Consider the following 18,148-nt stretch of genomic DNA (forward strand, 5'->3'; position numbering starts at 1 on the left):
CCTATGGTGATGCGATTCGAATGGTGCACTTCGCTGTGCGCCGCCGATTTCCCGGCAGCGGCCTATGAAGCGCTGCGCCTGCGGGTGACGGACCACACGCCGTTCAACAACCTTGGCTGGTTGTGCGCGGCCGAGCAGGCCCTTGGCGAGGGTGAGCGATTGCACATCCTGCTCGGTTGGGAAGCGGACGAATTGCGTCTGTGCCTGCCACTGGTGGCGAGTCGCGAGCGTTTTGCCGGGCTGCCGTTTCGCGTGCTGCATCACTTGGGGTATCCGCTGGCTGATCGCTTGGCCCTGCTGTCGTTGCTCGGCAGTGAGGACATGCGTGAGGCGTTGCGTTTGATTCGCCAACGTCTGCCCCACGCACTGCTCCAGCTGAATGAATTGTCCGAGCCTGCCGGTGAGGAAAGTGCGCTGACCGAATGGATGGCGCACAGCTCCACCGGTGAGCGACGCCTGAGTTGTCGGGTGCCGGTGCACCTGATCAGTGAAGCCGATCATCAGGAAGTCTCCGGCGACCCGCGTTACAAACTGCGCCGAGCGCGCAAACGAATTGCCGCGTGTGGCGCCGAAGTACGCAGGATCACTCCCGATGCGATCAGCATGGGGCCGCTGTTGCAAGCCATCAGCGAAGTCGAAGCAGTGAGCTGGAAAGGTGATGAAGGCGTGGGGATTTTCGCCGGCGAACGCAGCCGGCAATGGATCGAACGCGCCTTCACCGCCCTCGCCGGCCAAGGTTTGGTGCGAGTGGTGACGCTGGAATTGAACGGCCGTTGCATCAGCTATCGCCTCGGCCTGCTGGAGCAGGGTCGGCTCTACGATTACAACCTCGCGTTCCTGCCGCAATACGCCGATCTGGGCAGCGGTCGGGTGCTGCTGGAGGAATGGATTCGCTGGGGGCTGGACGAGCACTGGCGCTGGATCGATGCCTCGCGGGTCAGCCTGGAAAATTCCAGCCATCAACTGCACGAACGCATGACCGGGCAACTGGAGCACTGGCGCTGGAGTTTTTATTCCTGGCGGCCGAGTGGCCTGGTGCTTGGCCTCGGTTTGCGTCTGTGGCATCGACTCAAGCCGCATGTACAAACGTGGCGGGCACGCCGTGCCGAACACGCCAAACCTGCAGTGAAACCTGTCGCGATCACCACGGAGGGCGAACATGCCTCGCCAAGTCATAGTCAACGCTGACGATTTCGGCCTCAGCCCGAACGAAAACGCCGTGATCTTCGCCGCGTTTCAGGCCGGGGTCATCAGTTCTGCCACGGCGATGGCCAACATGCCGGCGTTTGAAGCGGCGTGCGCCATGGCGCGGCATGCGACCTTGCAGGGCCGGGTTGGCCTGCATTTCAACCTGACTTACGGACGCCCCTTGAGCCAGGCAATTGTGGCCCGACGCACCTTCTGCGATGACTTCGGCGTGTTCGATCTCAGTCTGCCGCGACACAGTTTTTTGCTCGCACGCGAAGACCGTGATGCGGTGCGTGAAGAGTTGCAGGCGCAGTGGCAACGTTGCGTCGACCACGGCATGCGCCCCAGCCATATCGATTCGCATCAGCACGTGCACAACATCTGGCCGATTGGCGAAATCGTCGCACGGTTTGCCGCGCATCAAGGGGTGCCGATTCGCCTGGCGCGCAACCTGGGCCAAAACCTCAATTTGCCCAAGCGCGTGTTCAAGGGTTTGCTCAACTGGCGCCTGCAACGTCTGGCCGGTGTCACCGCCGACTATGTGTGCACGCCAATCGACTTGCGCAACGACAGCGCGCCGACCGACGGCGTGCTGGAAGTCGTCGCGCACCCCACGCAACTCGGCGCCGATTTTGGTGACGCCTATCTCAACCCCGAGCAATCCCTGAGCCGCGTGCTAGAGCAGCGGCTGGCGGGTATTCCACGGGTTTCCTACGCCGATCTGAACAAGGATTTTCTACGCGGTGCTACGGCACTCGATTGACTTACATACCTTGCAATACTTTCCAAGATGGCACTTTGAAATGAATTGGCAAGGGTGATCTATACCCTCAAAAGCACCATCCACAACACCCGGGCTACGGCCACGGAGGGCATCATGAGCGTCATCGAAAAACTACAAGAACGCGTCCGGCAAAAAGGCCTCGGCCGCACCTTTGGCACGTTGTGGAAACGCTACGTGTTCTTCCATTGGGAACTGTTGTGGATGGAGCGCGACCTGGTCAGCCCGGTGCCGCCGCACAAACTGCGTCCTTACGACGGGCTGCGCAAAGTCGACATCACCCCGGAGAATGCCATCGCGTTCACCAAGCATTTTGGTGACCGCGTGGAGACCATGGCCGAGCTGGCCGCCGAGGGTCACACCGGGCACATGTACCTCGATGCTGACGGCCATGCGGTCGGGTTTATCTGGGGCAGCCTGCGTGATTATCACGACCGTCATTACTACGGCTGCACGTTCCCGGTGAAGCCCGGTGAGTTCTTTGAATTCGGCGGCGAGATGACCCGCGCGTATTTCGGCAGCAGCCTGTCGGTGGACGTGCAGGTGGCGCTCTGGGAGGCGATGGCGGCACAGGGTTGCAACAAGGTGGTGGATGTTTGCGAGACGCACAATATTCCGGCGCTGAAGCTGCATATCCGTATGGGTTACCACGAGCAGGGGCGTGTGATGAACGTCTATTGCTTGTTCGGTCGCTGGAAGTTTTTCCGCGAAACGCGGTATGAGGGTTCGCGGCTGGAACCGCTGCGTAAACCTGGGCGGCCGGTGGTGAGTGCGGCGGCGCGGGCTTGATTCGCATCTGAAAGGCCGCCTTCGCGAGCAAGCTCGCTCCCACATTGGATTTTTGCTCGGCGCAGATCCAATGTGGGAGCGAGCCTGCTCGCGAAGGGGCCAGTGAAGGCAATGAACGATTCAGGCTTTGCTGGCGACCAAGGTAAAACACATCGGCAACTGCGCTTCCTGATTCAGATACCGGTCATAAACCTCTTCCCGATTCGAATGCGCATACTCCTTGAAGTGCGCAATGTTCAGCCCCGCCGCAATGGCAGCGCTGAAGATGGCGCCAAGGTTATGCACGAACCAATACGACTTCGCCGCCTGCTGCTCAACCTTTCCGACATAGACAATCGGCTCTTCCTGGACAAACGGCTCGGCGCGAAAGTACGAACTGGCGAGGCGATAAGGATCTGCCGCATCCGGGTCGACCATTTCCAGAAACGGATGGGTTTCGTAGATCACCAGTTGCCCACCCGGCTTCAGCGTTGAAGCGACATGGCGGAAAAACTCACCGATGTCCGGCATCCAGTTCAAAACACCAATGGTGATCAGCGCCACATCGAAGCGATTGTGCAACAACGCCGGCAAATGATGGATATCGCTTTCGATGAACTCGGCGTTGTGCGGTGAACGCTTGTTCAGCTCGCGGGCCTGCTCAAGAAACGCCGCTGACTGGTCGACACCGACCACGCTTCTGGCACCGAGCGCAAACAGCGAGAGGCTCTCACGGCCGTTGTTGCAGCCCAGTTGAATCACCTCTTTGCCGTCAACCTCCAGCAACCCGCTCAAGGTCTCATCAAGGCAAGAGAAATCCGCCTGCGCGACCTCGCCGAGCAAGGCCTGCCAGTCAGGCGAATCCTGGTGATGGCGGGCGGAATCGTTCCACGCCTGTCGATTGCTCTCGATGGCGGTTTTATTGTTAGGCACTTCCATGGCGCACTCCGGACGATGCTCGTGATTGAGCGGATCCGAGTCTAGATCAGCCCGGTAATTGCGGTTGTTGCAAACTTGTAAGCCAACCCTCGTGGCAACTCCTACAAATGAGGAAGTTCTTGCCTACAAATATCAACGATATTTCAAGGCTTGATGGACGACTTAGCTGACTGCGCAAAAGTATCCACTTGGATACAGTCAGGCAATGGATTATCTTATTCAACAAACAGCAGCCTTCCAGGCTTGGCACCGTTCTGTTCGAGACCTGCGGGCAAAAGTAGCCATCGCACGTCGCATTGATCGGGCCTCAACAGGAAATCTCGGCGATGTTAAATCGGTGGGTGATGGCGTATCTGAAATGCGTGTAGATGTGGGTGCAGGCTATCGGGTGTATTTCACGATGCGTAACGGTGCAGTCATCGTTCTATTGGCTGGAGGCGACAAGTCTTCACAAAGCGCAGACATCCGACGCGCACAAAAAATGGCTAAGGAGGTTTAACCATGAGCCAGACGTTAACGAATTTCGACGTGGCAGCATTGCTGGACAGTGACGAAGCCATCAGCGAATACCTGTCCCAGGTTCTTGCAGACGGGGATAACGAAGAGTTTCTTCGCGCAATCGGCTATGTGCTCAAGGCGCGCGGGATGACGCAGGTAGCCAAAACTTCTGGCATGGGTCGCGAAAGTCTGTACAAGGCGTTCGCGCCCGGCGCAAAGCCGCGCTTCGAAACGGTTTTGAAAGTTATGCATGCCCTCGGCATCGATCTTTACGCACAGCCGGGGCATGCGATCAATCACCCGGTTGTTTGAATTCCGGGCAGCTATAGTTAATAGCCTTGGGGAAAACCGCACTCGCAGGTGCCGCCATGCAAATGCTCGCTCGGCTGTTGTTGACCGGCTGTCTGCTTGCTGCCACACAGGCGCAAGCGCTGGACAGCAATTTCAATTATTACGGGCCCAACCAGCCCTTCGCCCACCCTGCCCCGTATTCACTGAGTTCCACGCCGCCCAAGCCTTACGACGATACGGCGCCACAGGATTTTGTGGTGATTCCGGGTGATCACGAGTTCTACGATTCGCAATTGCCGACGGTGGCGGATGCGACGGTGCGGGTGTTTATTCGCACGTACGATGCCGAGCGCGGGATTTATGTGAACGACGAGGTGCTGGATCCTGGGTGTTTGCTTGAGTGTTTGAGTCGGCAGCAGCATTGATTCGGGTTGCCCAAAAATTTTGCAGACGCCAGATAACCCTGTGGGAGCGAGCTTGCTCGCGAAAGCGGTGGATCAGTCACTTTGATGTTGGCTGACACACCGCTTTCGCGAGCAAGCTCGCTCCCACAGGGGGTTGTATCGACTTGGACATCTGCATTTTTACCACTGCCGTTTATCCGGCCGGGCCAGGCCGAGTTTTTCGATGCGATAACGCAGCATGTCGCGGCTCAGGCCCAGCAGGCGCGCGGATTTGGTGACGTTCCAGTCGGTCTTGTCGAGCATCTTGCGCACCATGTCGCGCTCGACTTCCGGCAGGTTCATCGACTCGGTGTTGCTCGCCGGGCGCGGTTCGTAGTGCATTGGCGCTTCATGAATATGCAGCGGCGGCTCGTCGACCAGGCTCATGCACACGTTGAGCTGATGCGCGGCGATGGTGTCGCTCGGCGCCAGCAGCACGGTCTGTTCGAGCATGTTGCGCAGTTCGCGCACGTTGCCCGGCCAGGTGTAACTGAGCAGCAACTCCTCCGCTTGCTGGCTGAAATGCAGATTCGGCTTGCCATAGCGCTTGCCATGGCTGGCGAGGAAGTGCCGCGCCAAAAGCAAAATATCCTCGCCACGGGCATACAGCCGCGGCACTTTGATCGAAATGATCCGCAAGCGGAAAAACAGATCACGGCGGAATTTGCCCTGTTGAACCATTTGCTCAAGGTTGCAGTTGGTCGCGCTGATCACCCGCAGATTGACCTTGCGCTCCTTCACCGAACCGACGCGGCGAATGGTGCGGTCCTCCAGCAACTTCAAAATCTTCGCCTGCAACAGCAAGTCCATTTCGCCAATCTCATCGAGAAACAGCGTGCCGCCATCCGCCGCCTCCACCAGCCCGACGCGGCGGTCCTTGGCATCGGTGAACGCACCTTTCTCATGCCCGAACAGCTCCGACTCCACCAGATTCGACGGGATCGACGCACAGTTGAATTCAATGAACGGTCCTTTGCTGCGCGGCCCGTCGAAGTGCAGCGCTCGGGCCACCAGTTCTTTACCGGTGCCGGTCTCGCCTTCGACCAAAACCGGTGGCAGATCGGTGTTGGCCATGCGCCGCTCAGCATCGAGCAACTGGCCGATGGTGTTCTTCAGATACTGCATCGGCGCCGAGTCGCCAATCAACGCCTGTATCCCGGATTTCTGCGCTTCGCGCTCTTGGTAGAACGACAGCGTGCGCTCCATCCGCTCGGTGGCCAGGGCCTTGTCGAGCAGCAGTTTGAGTTCCGCCAACGCGACCGGTTTGGTGACGTAATGAAAGGCGCCCTCCTTCATCGCCACCACCGCATCTTCAACGTTGCCGTAACCGGTCATCATGATCACTTTCAGATCCGGCGCGCTGATGCGCAGCTTCTGGATCAGGTCGTGGCCACTCATGCCCGGCAGCGAGTTGTCGGTCAGCACGATGTCAGGCATGAAGCTGCCCAACTGCTCCAGCGCGTCTTCGGCCGAATGGCAGACGGTCACCTCGAAGTCCTTGCGCTCCAGGTAGGTCTGAATATTTTCGGCCAGCAGTTCGTCATCCTCGACCAGCAGAATGCTGTGTTCCATATTCCCCTCCCGATGCCACTTTGAAGTTGAGACTGACGCGGGTTCCTTCCTGCTCTTTGCTGGTCAAGACGACCGAGCCCTGAAACCGCTCCATGATTCTTTTGACCAACGCCAGGCCAACCCCGAGGCCGCCCTGTTTGGTGGTGAAAAACGGCTTGAACACCAACAGTTGCTGCGGCGCGCTCATGCCCTTGCCGGTGTCGATCACGGTCAGGCGCACGCTGTCGGGTTGCGGCGATTCGAACTCGACGGTGAGCACACCGCCCTTGGGCATGGCTTCGAGGGCGTTGGCAAACAGGCTATTGAGTATTTGCGTGAGCAGCACCTTTTGACTGACGACCGGCGCGCAATTCTGCGGACTGAATCGCACTTCGACGTTGCTGCGTTTGATCAACGCGTCGAACGCGCCGAGTGTGTCTTCGACCGCTGACACTAGATCCACCGCCTCGCCGTCGTCATTCATTGGCCGCAGCGACACCAGCAACTCGCGGACCCAGCGTGACATCCGATCAACCTGGCTGATGATGTCGCCAATGTTGCGTTGCGCACCGGGGCTGGCGATTTCCTGGGCCAGCTCGGCGCTGGAACGAATGGTCGCCAACGGATTGCGCAAACTGTGCGCCACCGCCGAGGACATCTCGCCGAGGGCAACAAAGGTTTCGTTGCTGATCAGCTGCTGTTGTTGGCTCTGCAGCAATTTCGCCGCGCGGCGGACGATCCAGAACAACGCCAGAAAAATCGCCGCGCCGCCGAAGCAGGTCGCCGCCCAGATCGAGGCAAATCCCCGGTCGATGCGGTCGACCAGATCCGCCGGTTCCTTGTAGATCTCGACCATGGCGATGACTTTGCTTTTGTCGGCGTTGAACATCGGAATGTAGTTCTCGATGAACAGGTATTTCGGCTCGCGCAGCAGGCGTTGCTCGGGCTTCTCATCGTCGATCTTGTGGTAACTGGAGGACACCGCGACTTTCATCTCGAACGACTCGTCGAGCTCGTCGTCATCCTCGAATTTGACCCCGATCAGTTCCGGATTGGTCGACCAGATCACCGTGCGATCCAGCGCATACACCGTGGCCAGGAGCACGTCCGGCAGGTGTTCGACATGGTCGAGGAACTCGGCGCGGGCGGCTGCATGGGCAATGGGATCGACATCGGGAAAGTTGTCGTCCTGGCGCGGGTCGAGCATTTCGCCCATGGTTCGCGCCGGGGTGATACCGGCGTGGCGTATTTCCGCCGCGCCGATAGCCTGAACGAATTGCGCAGTCAGCAACGCATCGCGCTCAACGCTTTCGGTGACGACGAAGCGCGTGGAGATATAGCCAAGGCCCACCGCCACAGCGGCGATGATGAAAAAACTCGCCAGCGAGAACCAGCGCAGCAGATTGAACTGTTCGCGCCAACTCTTGCCCATTGCGGCCGGGGTGTCCGGCGCAGGTGCTTTTTGTGCTTCCAGTCGCTGCATGGGAGTGCCCTGGAGTTTTTGTATCGAAGCGCTTACAGCCATCAGTGTAGGTGGCTCTGACCGCGACACACGGTTCAATGATGCTATTTCGCCGCTACTGCATACGACTCACCGCTGCGGCTGGATCGCCCGGTTTTACTGGCGTCAACCCACCGTCGGCCATAGCGTTGGTGGACGGATGCTGACGCTCGGTTTCTTCACTGAGGAAGTCGATGATCGACTGCGCGGACGGCTCGTCGAGGCGCAGGTTGGGCATCGGGATTCGCTCGTATTGCTCAAACAGTTGCAGGGCAATCGGGTCTTTTTCCGCGAGCAGGCGATCCGGTTCGCGAATCCAGCGATTCAGCCATTTGCCGTCGCGATTGCGCGTCACGCCGATCAGGTCGGGGCCAATGCTGCGCATGCCGATACCCTGGCCGTCCTGCGGGCCGAGGCTGTGGCACGAAGCGCAGCGGGTGCGAAACAGTTCTTCGCCATTGCTCGGCGGACGAATGTCCGGGGCATCGGCGTAACTTTCTTCGATGCTTGGCTGTTTCCAGTTCTGCAAGGTGTTGGCCAGTTGATCAGCGAGGATCCACGGGTTCTCGAACGGCGAGGCCTTCATCCAGCGCCCGGTGGTCTGGTTGCCGACGATCAGGCTGAGGTTGTGATCCTTGTTGCGCCCGTTGTCGACGCCTTCGATAAACAGCCCGAGTTTTTTGCGCAGGTCGGTGACGTCCTCGAATTCGCCGGTGAGAAACTTCCAGCCGGGGCCGACCTTGAAGCGCTGCGAATAGGCCTTGAGCACTTCGGGGGTATCGCTGAGCGGGTCGATGCTGATCGAGTAGAAAAAAATGTCCTGGCCGACGCGATCGCCGAGCAGTTTCTGCACCTGACGCAGGCGTGCGGTTTCCAGTGGGCAGGAGTCGCTGCACGAAGTGAAGATGAAGTTGATCACCACCACTTTGCCTTTGATCAGGTCATCGAAGAAATGCACCTGCCGACCGTCCTGATCGGTCAGCAGGGTGTTGGGGAAATAGTCGCCACCCCACGGGGTGGCGGATTCACTGACCGCTGGCGGTTCGCCGACGCTGGCCTGATGTGCCAGCAGCACACGGCTGCCGAGCACACAGACCACCAGCATCAGCACCAGGTGCATGCCCAGCGCGCGGGAGCGCGGAGTATGGGTTGGCATGACGGCGCGCTCCCTGTTCATTTTTTCACGGTCACTTGTGGGCCCATACCGTCACCGTTGCGGAAGGTTGGCAGCGCGGCGGAATTGACGTAGCGCACACCGTCCCAGCTCGGCAGAGGTGTCGGCATCAACTGCAGTTGTCCGGGTTTCTCCAGGTCCCAACGCAGCAGCATCGAGTTGTCCTCATGCTGGGTGTTGTGACAGTGCTCCATGTAGGTCCCGGCAAATTCGCGGAAGTTGATCGCCATCTCGACGTTGTCCAGGCCATCGGCTTCGGAACCGATCCGGTAGACGTCTTTGCGCGCCCACTTTTCCCACTCTGGCGGTGCCTTGCCGCCGCGGCTGAGGATGATCCCCTCTTCGAAGTGCACGTGCACGGGGTGGCTCCAGCCCTTGCCGCCAGCCTTGATGTTCCACACCTCCAGGGTGCCGAACCCGGTGACACCGGCATCGGTCGGGCCACTGGACAACTGGGTCGATGCGTTCAGCCGACGTGGGTCCATGTGGTAGCCAAAGCCGCCATCGGTCTTGACTGTCCACGGTGCCTCATCGGTGCCGTCGGAACGGCCGAAGGTAAAGGTGCGGTGACGAGCCTTGGCCAGCAGCGCCTTGTCGGCAGCGTTGTCGCGGTGAATCTTCAGCGGAATCATCACCAGCCCTTCAGCCTTGCCGGGTTTTGCCGGTTCATACGCTGCCGGGTCCATTGCCAGATCCTGACCGGTGTAAGCCTTGACGTTGAGCTGCAAGACCTTGCCCACCGCCGGATCGCCCTTGTCCCACTGCGGGCCTTTGCTGGTCTGCTTGATCACCGGCAGGTATTTCTCCGAGAGCACGTCAGCCAGCGAGATCATCTCTTTCGGGCCTTTGCCGTCGTCCTGTGCCTGCAGATTGAGGAAGAACAGCTTGTCGCCGGGCTTGATGCCGTTTTTCGAGAAGTTGACGATGATGTCGAAGCGCTCGGCGATGCCCTGGGTCGGCAGGATCGCGTTGTGGTTCTGTTTGTCGCCGTCAGCATCCAGATCCATCGAGCCATCGAACGGTACGCTGTGCTCCATGATGTTGCCGTCGTTGGCGATCATGTGGAACGGCACACGGCTGTACGACAGGCCGGAGTTTTTCGGCCCCTGGAACTCACCGCCGCTGCCCTTGATTTCGCGCACCAAAGCCAGTTTGAAATAGCGCGACACCGAGCCGTTGAGGATGCGGAAGCGATAACTGCGTGCGCGCACGTCGAGGACCGGTTTCCACTGCCAGTTGACCATCACCTGATCGCCGATGAAGCCGTCGGTGTTGAACGGGTTGAACCACAACTGGCCTTCCTGATCCCAGGCCTTGTCGGCGAACACCAGGTTGACGTCGTAGTCGCGGTTGCCCCACGGCAAGGCGCTGCCGCTGGGCAGACGCAGGTTGACGCCGTCGTTGACCGACTCGTTGCCGCGATCCAGGGCGCTGTAGTAGTTCATCATCGCCGCGTTGCCCTTGTAGACGTTCTGCGCGGTGAAATCGAGCATGTGGTCGTGGAACCAGTGGGTGCTCATGGTCTCGCGCCAGTCGCCGCGGATCTTGATGGTGCCGTGGTCACAGGTCTTCTTCGCCGGCGCCAGGTCGTTGACCCAAAGGGTTTCGCCCGGAGCGCACGGGAACGCCGCGCGCGGGTCTTCGGCCTTGGTGTTGATGCTGTCGTAACCGGCGAGCTGGATCGGCCAGCGATAGTCGTAGAACTGCCCGGGGAAGAAGAACGCATTGGCATAGCCGTCGCTTTCCGCTGGCGCATGGCCGTTGTGCTCATGGGTGCTGATGGTGTGCAGACCGAAACCACGGTTGGCCGACGGATCGATCGGCAAGCCGTTGTAGTGGCGCATCATCACCGGTTGGCCGTAGCGCACCATCAACAGTTTCGGCGGCAGCGTGCCGTCGAATGTCCACACCGAGTTGTGGTTTTGCACGGGCATGGCCGGGTGGAAACGCGGATCGACGCCTTTCGCCGTACCGTCAGTCAGCGGTACACCCGCGACGTTGTGGTACAGGCCACCGGGGCCGAATTCGCCCACCGCGTAATGGTGCATTTGCACGCTGTCACGCAGACCACCATTGAGGCGCGCGCCGGTCTGCGCGGTTTTGTAGGCGACTTGCGGGTAGAACTCGTTCCAGCGCTGGTGCGCCCAGCCTTTTCCTGGCGGCCGCCCTTCGGCCGACGAGCCGATGTGGCGGTTGAGGAACACTTCGATTTGCGCCTGCCACGGGTTGCGGTCGACGACGTTGGAGAACTGACTGGGGAATGGCGTCAGCCCCGGTTGGCGCAGGAACGCATCCAGCGCAGTGCCGGGCGGCGCACTGCGGGCGACGTTGTTCGGGTCTTGCGCGGGTGCCGGGCCAATCGCCGCCGGCGGGAATGGCAGCAGCGCGGCCGGGGTGGTCGGGTCGAGTTTTTCCGGGCCGAACTCTTCGAACAGGGTCAACTGCTGGGTGAACGGCTGCGCGCCATAGAGCGGGCTCGGCTTGCCGTTGGTGGGGTAGTTGAAACTGGTCTGCACGGTCGGCGGCAGAATATTTTCCGTACGGGTCGAGTCGCGACTGCCTTTGACGCCGTCGGGCAAGTCGAAAGAATCTTCGTTGGCCTCGGGCATAGTCAGGATGGCATTAAGCGCCGTCGGTTCGTCTGCCGGTTCGTCGTAGTATGCCGACGGGTCGGAGGTTTCTGGCTGTCGTTCGTCATCAATGGGGCTGGCGCGAACGCCGGCCATGGTGCCGAGGGTCAACATCAGAAAGACGCTAAGAGGCGTCAGCAGAAAGGTGTTACTTGGGCCACGCGTTGTTCTGTCCATCACCAGCCGCCTCATCAAGGAAGGGGTGATGGTGTTTTGCAACTAGTGCGCCAAGAAATTATTTCCAGTTGTAACAGGGACTTGCAGGAGCTGTGGGTTTCCCCACTCCCCGGTGACCGGGGCTTGACACCCACTGGTGGGGGAAGTTCAGCGAATTTTCGCGGTTTTACGGCACCAGCTGGAACGCCAGACGAACGGTGGTGCCCTCGCCTTCGCGGCTGTCGAGGGTCACGCCGCCGCCAAAGCGTTCCATGATGCGTTTGACCAGCACCAGGCCAACGCCGAGGCCACCGGACTTGGTGGTGAAAAATGGCCGGAAGGCCATGGTCCGTTGTTCTTCATTCATGCCTTTGCCGGTGTCGCTGAGCACCACGCACACACCACGGTCATCGCTCGGCTCAAGGCTGACGGTCAATGTGCCACCCTTGTCCATTGCCTCCAGTGCATTGGCCAGCAGACTGTTGAGAATCTGCGTCAACTGCACCGGTTGGCTGAGCACCATTGGCGTGTGCTGCGGATGGAACACCACTTTTACCCCGGCCCGGGCGATCTGCTGCTCGAAGGCGACGAGGCTTTCGTGCAGCGCGGCGACGAGGTTCACCGGTTCCGGATCATCGTTGAGCGGACGCAACGACTGCAGCAGCTCGCGCACCCACTTCGACATGCGGTCGACCTGGCCGATGATGTCCTTGATGTTCTTCTCGGCCGGGCCGGCGTCGAACTCCAGCGCCAGTTCGGCGCTGGAACGGATAGTCGCCAATGGGTTGCGCAGGCTGTGCGCCACCGCGGAAGACATCTCGCCCAGCGCGACAAAGGTTTCATTGGCGATCAGTTGCTTTTGCTGGGCCGCGAGCAGGATCGCCGCGCGCCGCACGATCCAGTACAGGCCCAGATAAATCAGCCCGCCGCCAAGCGCGGTGGCCAGCCAGATCAGCGTCAGCCCACGTTCCATGCGCGCGATCAGGTCTTTGGGTTCCTTGTAGATTTCAACCATCGCCGTGACGTTCTTGCCCTCGGCGTCGAACAGCGGGATGTAGTTTTCGATGAAGATGTAATCCGGCGGGATAATGAACTTCTGTTCTTCACGGGCCTTGTCGACGTCGTGGTAGCTGGCGGACACCGGAATTTTTTCGTTGAAGGAGCGATCGAGGTCTTCGTCGGCATGGATGCTGGTGCCGATGAGAACCGGGTTGGTCGACCAGATCACCTGGCGATCCGGCGCATAAATGTTGGCGAGGATCACGTCCGGCAAGTGTTCAATGTGATCGAGAAATTCGCCCCGCGCGCCCGCCCGGGCCTGCGGGTCGACATCGGGGAAATTCTTGTCCTGACGCGGATCGAGCAACTCGCCCATGGTTCGCACGTTGGGAATGGACACGTGGCGCACCTCGGCCGACGCGATGGCCTGAATGAACTGCGCAGTAAGCAAGGCATCGCGCTGCACGCTTTCCTCGATCACGAATCGTGTAGAGACCGCCCCGAGCGCCACGGCCACAGTGCCGATCACCGCCATGCTGATCAGTGAAAACCAGCGCAGCAGGTTGAACGACTGCTTGCGCGAGCTCAATCGGAGATTGCCCTCCTCGACCGGTAGCGATTTTGACTGCATGTTCATGGCGGCGACTTCCCGATACGTCCCTATAGGGTTATAGCCCACGGGTGGGGGTTTGCCCGGTTGCGGGGATATCGACCCGATAACACCGCCCCACAAACAACACAAAACCCTGTGGGAGCGAGCCTGCTCGCGAAAGCGGTGGGTCAGTCAATACTTTCGTCACAGGAAGTCCGCTTTCGCGAGCAAGCTCGCTCCCACAGGTTCTTTATCCGACAGATGTTCAGTGGTCATCCCCCACCGTCCCCGATTCTGGGGAATGACGCCCTTTCCCCAGCTATCCCATCCAGCGCTTTCCAACCGCAAAACCCCTCTACCCCGGCCCTCTCCCGCCCATCCACCACACCTTGGCATGGAAGGTGTACAGGCCCTCTGCAACTGACCCACCCCCAAGGGGCAGGTACTTTGATAGAGGGATTAACTCATGCACCCTTTACTGTCCAAAACCGCGACTGTCCTGGTCGTGAGCGCCTTGGCCCAGGGCATTGCCCAGGCCGCTTTGTTCGCTGTTGACCCCGGTCCTTACGCACCGGCCAACGGCGGTTTCGCCAGTTGGTATCAGGACACCCACGGTCGCACCCTGGATCTGTGCCTGTCCAAAGCACTCAGCTCGCGGGTGCCCAGCGCTCCCGGCGCACCGTCGTACATGTGCTCGCTGCTGCCAACCCCCGGCGTGTTCGACGACACCCAACCCATCGCCTTCCCGAGCAACTTCCCCGATGAAGCGTTCTGGTTCACTGGCGAGACCACCCTGGTTGATGCTGCGCGCGGAATCGACCTGACTTACGTCAGCGCGGTCGAAGCCGCATTCGCCGCCGAAGAACCGGTCGAGGGCGATCAAGTCAGCTTCGCGCGGATCCGCATTCGCGTTGATGTGCCGACCGCCGGCACTTACGTCATTACCCACCCGTATGGCGTCGACGTGTTCAACATCGACACCCCCGGTCGCCGCGCGATCAACATGACCCGCGACATCGGCATTGGCACGCCGAAAACCTACGACGGCGCGCTCAAGGGTGACATCGGCCCGTTCCTGCGCAGCGTCAACGGCCCGTACACCGAGACCAACCCGGTGACCGGCGCCGCCGAGCAATTCGTCGGCGACCCGAACCTCAGCGAGGCGGTCACCGGCAGTCCGTTCAACACCAACTACGTGCGCATTGAAGGCCCCGGCGGGATCGACCTGCGTTCCACCACGTTCGCGGTCTCCGGCAAGTTGTCGACCGTGGTTCGGCCTACACCGATGATCACCCAGCGCAGCACCTATTCGCGCAAAGCCGGGACCAGCGCACCGGTGGCCCAACAAGACGTGTTCGTCCTCGCACCGCCAGCCCCGGGCACCGTCGCCGTGACCAGTTTCACCCCGGTGCTGAACATGACCGAAGCCAACTCCACCGGTGCCTGGTACGCGCAATCGTCGGCCAACCCGAGCGTACCGAGCGTTTTGCAGGTGACCGCCGACAACCACCTGGCCATCGCCAGCAGCACGCCGACCACTCTGCCCATGACCCTGACCGACCTGGTGGTGATCCAGAGCGCCCAATACAGCTTGAGCTCTGGACAACTGACCGTAGTGGCCTCGACCAGTGACGAAACCTCGCCGCCGGTCCTCACCGCCACCTCCGGCAGCGGCGCCGCGATCGGTGCGCTGAGTGGCGACGGCGCGGCGAAAAGCCTCGCCACCGGGATCTCGCCGATACCACCGGCCAAGGTGCGCGTGACGTCGTCCAACGGCGGCAGCGACACCGAAGAAGTGATCATCGTGCAATGAACGCTCACATGCCCAGATCCGCATCAGGAGGCATCATGAACAAGTGGCCACGCTTTGCGCTCAACGCGCTCGGGCTCGCTCTCTCGCTGACCGGCAGTGCCTATGCGCAACTCGCCGCCGTCGACCCCGGCCCCTACACCTTCGCCACCGGGAAATTCCCGATGTGGTATCAGGACAGCAATAACCTGTCGATGGAGCTGTGCCAGTCACGCGCCGCCAGTTCGCGCGTCGGCGTCACCACGCCACCGGCCTACATGTGCACCCTGCTGCCGGAACCGGGCATCTTCGACGACAGCCTGCCGATGGTGTTCCCCGACAACTGGCCGCCGGAAGCCTTCTGGTTCCTCGCCGAAACCAACATCCCCAACAACGGCGCCGGTTTTGGCATGGACGCGTATGTCGCCGGGATCGAAGCGGCGTTCGCCTCGGAAAACCCGGCGGACGGCGATCAGCAAAGTTTTGCGCGGATCCGCATTCGGGTGAACGTGCCCGTGGCCGGCACTTACATCATCACTCACCCGTATGGCGTGGAAACGGTCAACGTCACCACCCCTGGGCGGCGCGCGATCAACATCACCAAGGACATCGGCATCGGTGCGCCGGGCGATTTCAGCGGCACGCTCAACGGCGCCATCGGCCCGTTCCTGCGCAGCGTCAACGGCCCTTACACCGAAGTGAACCCGGACACCGGCGGCGTCGAAACTTTCGTCGGCGACCCGAACCTCACCGAAGCGGTGACCGGCAGCCCGTTCAATACCAACTTCGTGCGCATCGTCGGGCCGTCCGGCGCAGGAACCATTCAAACCACCCTGTTCACCGTCGCCGGCAAAGTGCTCGACAGCCGTCAGCAAACCCATGTCGACATCGACCGCGCCACCTATCGCCGCACTTCGGCGGGTGTGCGTGCCGAAGTGTTCGCCAAGGCTGACGCCAGCTCGACTCTGTGCTTCCGTGAAACCGTAGCGCTGCTGCCCGGCCCGCCACTAACGCCATGCCAGACCAGTCTGACGGGTGACAACACCGGTTTGTTCTTCGGTCAGCGCCTGGGCACCGGCACGCTGCCTTCGGTCGTCGTCGTGACCGCAACCAACCCGGCCGGCACCACGCGCCCAACCTCGGTGTCGGCCAAACTCACCGACGTGGTGAAAGTGCAAACAGCGCGCTACAGCTGGGCCAATCACAGCCTGCTGATCGAAGCGACATCGACCGATGAAGTGGCGATCCCGGACATGGTTGCGCAAGGCTACGGACGTCTGTCGAAGACCGGCACGCTGCAACGCATCACTGTCGCCGACCTGACTCAGCCTCCTGCTACCGTGACGGTGAAATCCGCCGCCGGCGGCAGCGATACCGAGGCTGTCGTCGTGGTCGGCACTGCGCCGGACACCGGTGAAAACCAGGCGCCGATCAGCAATGCTGACACCGGCAGCACCAGCTTCGGCGTGCCGATCACCCTCAGCCTGTTGACTAACGACAGCGATCCCGATGGCAACAACCCACTGGGCATCACTGCGTTGACTCAACCTGCTGCGGGCCAAGGCACCGTCGCCCTCAGCGGTACCGCCGCTGTGGTCTATACCCCGCCAGCCGTGGTCAACACGCCGCTGACCACGACTTTCACCTACAAGGCGCAAGACGCCAAAGGCCTGGCCTCGGCCAACCCGGCGACCGTGACGATCACCGTTGCGCCAAACCGGGCACCGACCGCCGTCGCCGACAGCGTCGCCACGTTGGGCGTCGCGATCCCGATCAACGTACTGGCCAACGACACCGATCCGGAAGGCAACGTGCCGCTGGGCGTCGCCAGCCTGACCCAACCGGCCGCTGGCCGTGGCACGGTCAGCACTGACGGCACGCTGATCACCTACACGCCACCGGCCACCGTGACCACGGCGTTCACCACGACCTTCACCTACATCGCCCGGGACAGCTTCGGCGCCCTGTCGACGCCAGCCACAGTCACCGTGCAAGTGTCGCCACGGCCAGCGGCGGAAACCTTCGCCGTGACCGCATCGACGGTACAGGCACGCTCCGGCGGACGCTTCAACTGGGACTTCACCGGCACCTCGTCAGTGACCACCGGTAACACCATCACCGTGCAGGTCACCACCCCGACCGGGCTGGTCACCCTCGGCACCACCACCGTACCGGTCACCGGACGCTGGCGGCTGACGCTGAACAACACGACGGTGGTGCCATCGGCCAACCCGACCGCGACGATTCGCTCGTCCCAGGGCACCGTGCGCACGGTCTCGGTGACCACGCTGTAAGCCAGATCCCCAGCCACTCTCGGGTGGCTGGAGCCGACTTCGAACCGGTTAACGCCTGACAGGATGTGAACCATGAACACGCCGACCGCCGCCCTGCTTTGCCTGCTCCTGCTGTGCAGTACTGCAGGTGTGCGCGCCGACGACCTGATGGACAACGACGACCTGGCCCCGACCAGCAGCGACCTCGGCGAACTGCCCCCACCGGTGGGTCAGCAAGCCCTGATCGATCAACTCGGCCAGGCCAACGTCGCCCTGCTGCAACAGAACGGTCAGTCGCTGCTCGGGCAGATCGTGCAGTCGGGCAGCAATCAGGAGGCGTACATCCTGCAACAGGGCAGCGACCTGATGGCGCTGATCAACCAGACCGGTTCCGGCAACGCCGCCTCGATCACGCAGAACGGCAGCCACAACCGCGCGCAGATTTCGCAAAACGGCAACAACAACGACGCCAGCATCGAGCAGGCCGGCGCGGGGCTGCAAAGCGCCGTGACCCAGTCGGGCAACGGCATGAGCGTTTCGGTCAAGCAATACCGCTAAGCACTGCAAATCATCGG

Annotated in this window: 15 protein-coding genes; 9 read left to right on the forward strand and 6 right to left on the reverse strand. The window is 61.1% G+C overall.

All coding sequences use genetic code 11. The annotated features are described in order from the left end of the window. The first annotated feature begins 3 nt into the window (after positions 1-3). The 3 genes from A8O26_RS23390 to A8O26_RS23400 all read left to right on the forward strand — a co-directional run bounded on the left by A8O26_RS23390 (position 4) and on the right by A8O26_RS23400 (position 2,758). Entirely contained in the window at positions 4-1,188 is a 1,185-nt protein-coding gene (locus A8O26_RS23390; RefSeq protein ID WP_064120086.1) for a GNAT family N-acetyltransferase, read from the forward strand. Next, positions 1,160-1,951 carry a ChbG/HpnK family deacetylase gene (locus tag A8O26_RS23395; protein ID WP_064120164.1) on the forward strand — a complete coding sequence of 264 codons (792 nt, stop codon included), beginning with the start codon at positions 1,160-1,162 and terminating at the stop codon, positions 1,949-1,951. The genes A8O26_RS23390 and A8O26_RS23395 overlap by 29 nt, the downstream gene beginning before the upstream one ends. Before the next feature lie 114 nt (positions 1,952-2,065). After that, positions 2,066-2,758, forward strand: a complete 693-nt coding sequence (locus A8O26_RS23400) for a hypothetical protein (RefSeq protein ID WP_064120087.1) — start codon at positions 2,066-2,068, stop codon at positions 2,756-2,758. Positions 2,759-2,878: 120 nt separating this feature from the next. On the opposite strand, the gene A8O26_RS23405 is transcribed toward A8O26_RS23400, so the two are convergent. After that, on the reverse strand, positions 2,879-3,676 hold the full coding sequence (locus A8O26_RS23405) for a class I SAM-dependent methyltransferase (RefSeq protein ID WP_064120088.1): 798 nt from the start codon (positions 3,674-3,676) through the stop codon (positions 2,879-2,881). A 205-nt stretch (positions 3,677-3,881) separates the two neighbouring features. Here A8O26_RS23405 and A8O26_RS23410 point away from each other — a divergent pair, with 205 nt between their 5' ends. From A8O26_RS23410 to A8O26_RS23420, 3 genes are read left to right on the forward strand one after another with little or no spacing between them, the layout of a single operon-like run. Next, on the forward strand, positions 3,882-4,175 hold the full coding sequence (locus A8O26_RS23410; protein WP_064120089.1) for a type II toxin-antitoxin system RelE/ParE family toxin: 294 nt from the start codon (positions 3,882-3,884) through the stop codon (positions 4,173-4,175). Between the two features lie 2 nt (positions 4,176-4,177). After that, complete coding sequence (locus tag A8O26_RS23415; protein WP_064120090.1) at positions 4,178-4,486, forward strand: addiction module antidote protein; 309 nt, start codon at positions 4,178-4,180, stop codon at positions 4,484-4,486. 56 nt (positions 4,487-4,542) lie between these two features. Beyond that, complete coding sequence (locus A8O26_RS23420; protein WP_064120091.1) at positions 4,543-4,890, forward strand: hypothetical protein; 348 nt, start codon at positions 4,543-4,545, stop codon at positions 4,888-4,890. Between the two features lie 159 nt (positions 4,891-5,049). Here A8O26_RS23420 and A8O26_RS23425 read toward each other — a convergent pair whose 3' ends face one another. The 5 genes from A8O26_RS23425 to A8O26_RS23445 form a co-directional block, all read right to left on the reverse strand. After that, entirely contained in the window at positions 5,050-6,480 is a 1,431-nt protein-coding gene (locus A8O26_RS23425) for a sigma-54-dependent transcriptional regulator (protein ID WP_064120092.1), read from the reverse strand. Next, complete coding sequence (locus A8O26_RS23430) at positions 6,449-7,942, reverse strand: sensor histidine kinase (RefSeq protein WP_064120093.1); 1,494 nt, start codon at positions 7,940-7,942, stop codon at positions 6,449-6,451. The genes A8O26_RS23425 and A8O26_RS23430 overlap by 32 nt, the downstream gene beginning before the upstream one ends. 94 nt (positions 7,943-8,036) lie before the next feature. Next, positions 8,037-9,116 (reverse strand): SCO family protein, encoded by a 1,080-nt coding sequence (locus tag A8O26_RS23435; protein ID WP_155740680.1) that lies wholly within the window; start codon positions 9,114-9,116, stop codon positions 8,037-8,039. A gap of 17 nt (positions 9,117-9,133) precedes the next feature. Continuing rightward, positions 9,134-11,941 carry a multicopper oxidase domain-containing protein gene (locus A8O26_RS23440; protein WP_064120095.1) on the reverse strand — a complete coding sequence of 936 codons (2,808 nt, stop codon included), beginning with the start codon at positions 11,939-11,941 and terminating at the stop codon, positions 9,134-9,136. Positions 11,942-12,107: 166 nt separating this feature from the next. Continuing rightward, complete coding sequence (locus A8O26_RS23445) at positions 12,108-13,556, reverse strand: ATP-binding protein (RefSeq protein WP_064120096.1); 1,449 nt, start codon at positions 13,554-13,556, stop codon at positions 12,108-12,110. Between the two features lie 421 nt (positions 13,557-13,977). On the opposite strand from A8O26_RS23445, the gene A8O26_RS23450 reads away from it, so the two are divergent. From A8O26_RS23450 to A8O26_RS23460, 3 genes are all read left to right on the forward strand, one after another. Further along, the gene (locus tag A8O26_RS23450) at positions 13,978-15,324 is read left to right on the forward strand and encodes a hypothetical protein (RefSeq protein WP_064120097.1); all 1,347 of its coding nucleotides are present in this window, start codon (positions 13,978-13,980) and stop codon (positions 15,322-15,324) included. A 35-nt stretch (positions 15,325-15,359) separates the two neighbouring features. After that, the gene (locus A8O26_RS23455; protein WP_064120098.1) at positions 15,360-17,594 is read left to right on the forward strand and encodes an Ig-like domain-containing protein; all 2,235 of its coding nucleotides are present in this window, start codon (positions 15,360-15,362) and stop codon (positions 17,592-17,594) included. Between the two features lie 72 nt (positions 17,595-17,666). Beyond that, positions 17,667-18,131 carry a curlin gene (locus A8O26_RS23460; RefSeq protein WP_064120099.1) on the forward strand — a complete coding sequence of 155 codons (465 nt, stop codon included), beginning with the start codon at positions 17,667-17,669 and terminating at the stop codon, positions 18,129-18,131. Positions 18,132-18,148: the final 17 nt, after the last annotated feature.

This window comes from Pseudomonas fluorescens, from assembly GCF_001648775.1.
GTDB classification, from domain to species: Bacteria; Pseudomonadota; Gammaproteobacteria; order Pseudomonadales; family Pseudomonadaceae; genus Aquipseudomonas; species Aquipseudomonas fluorescens_M.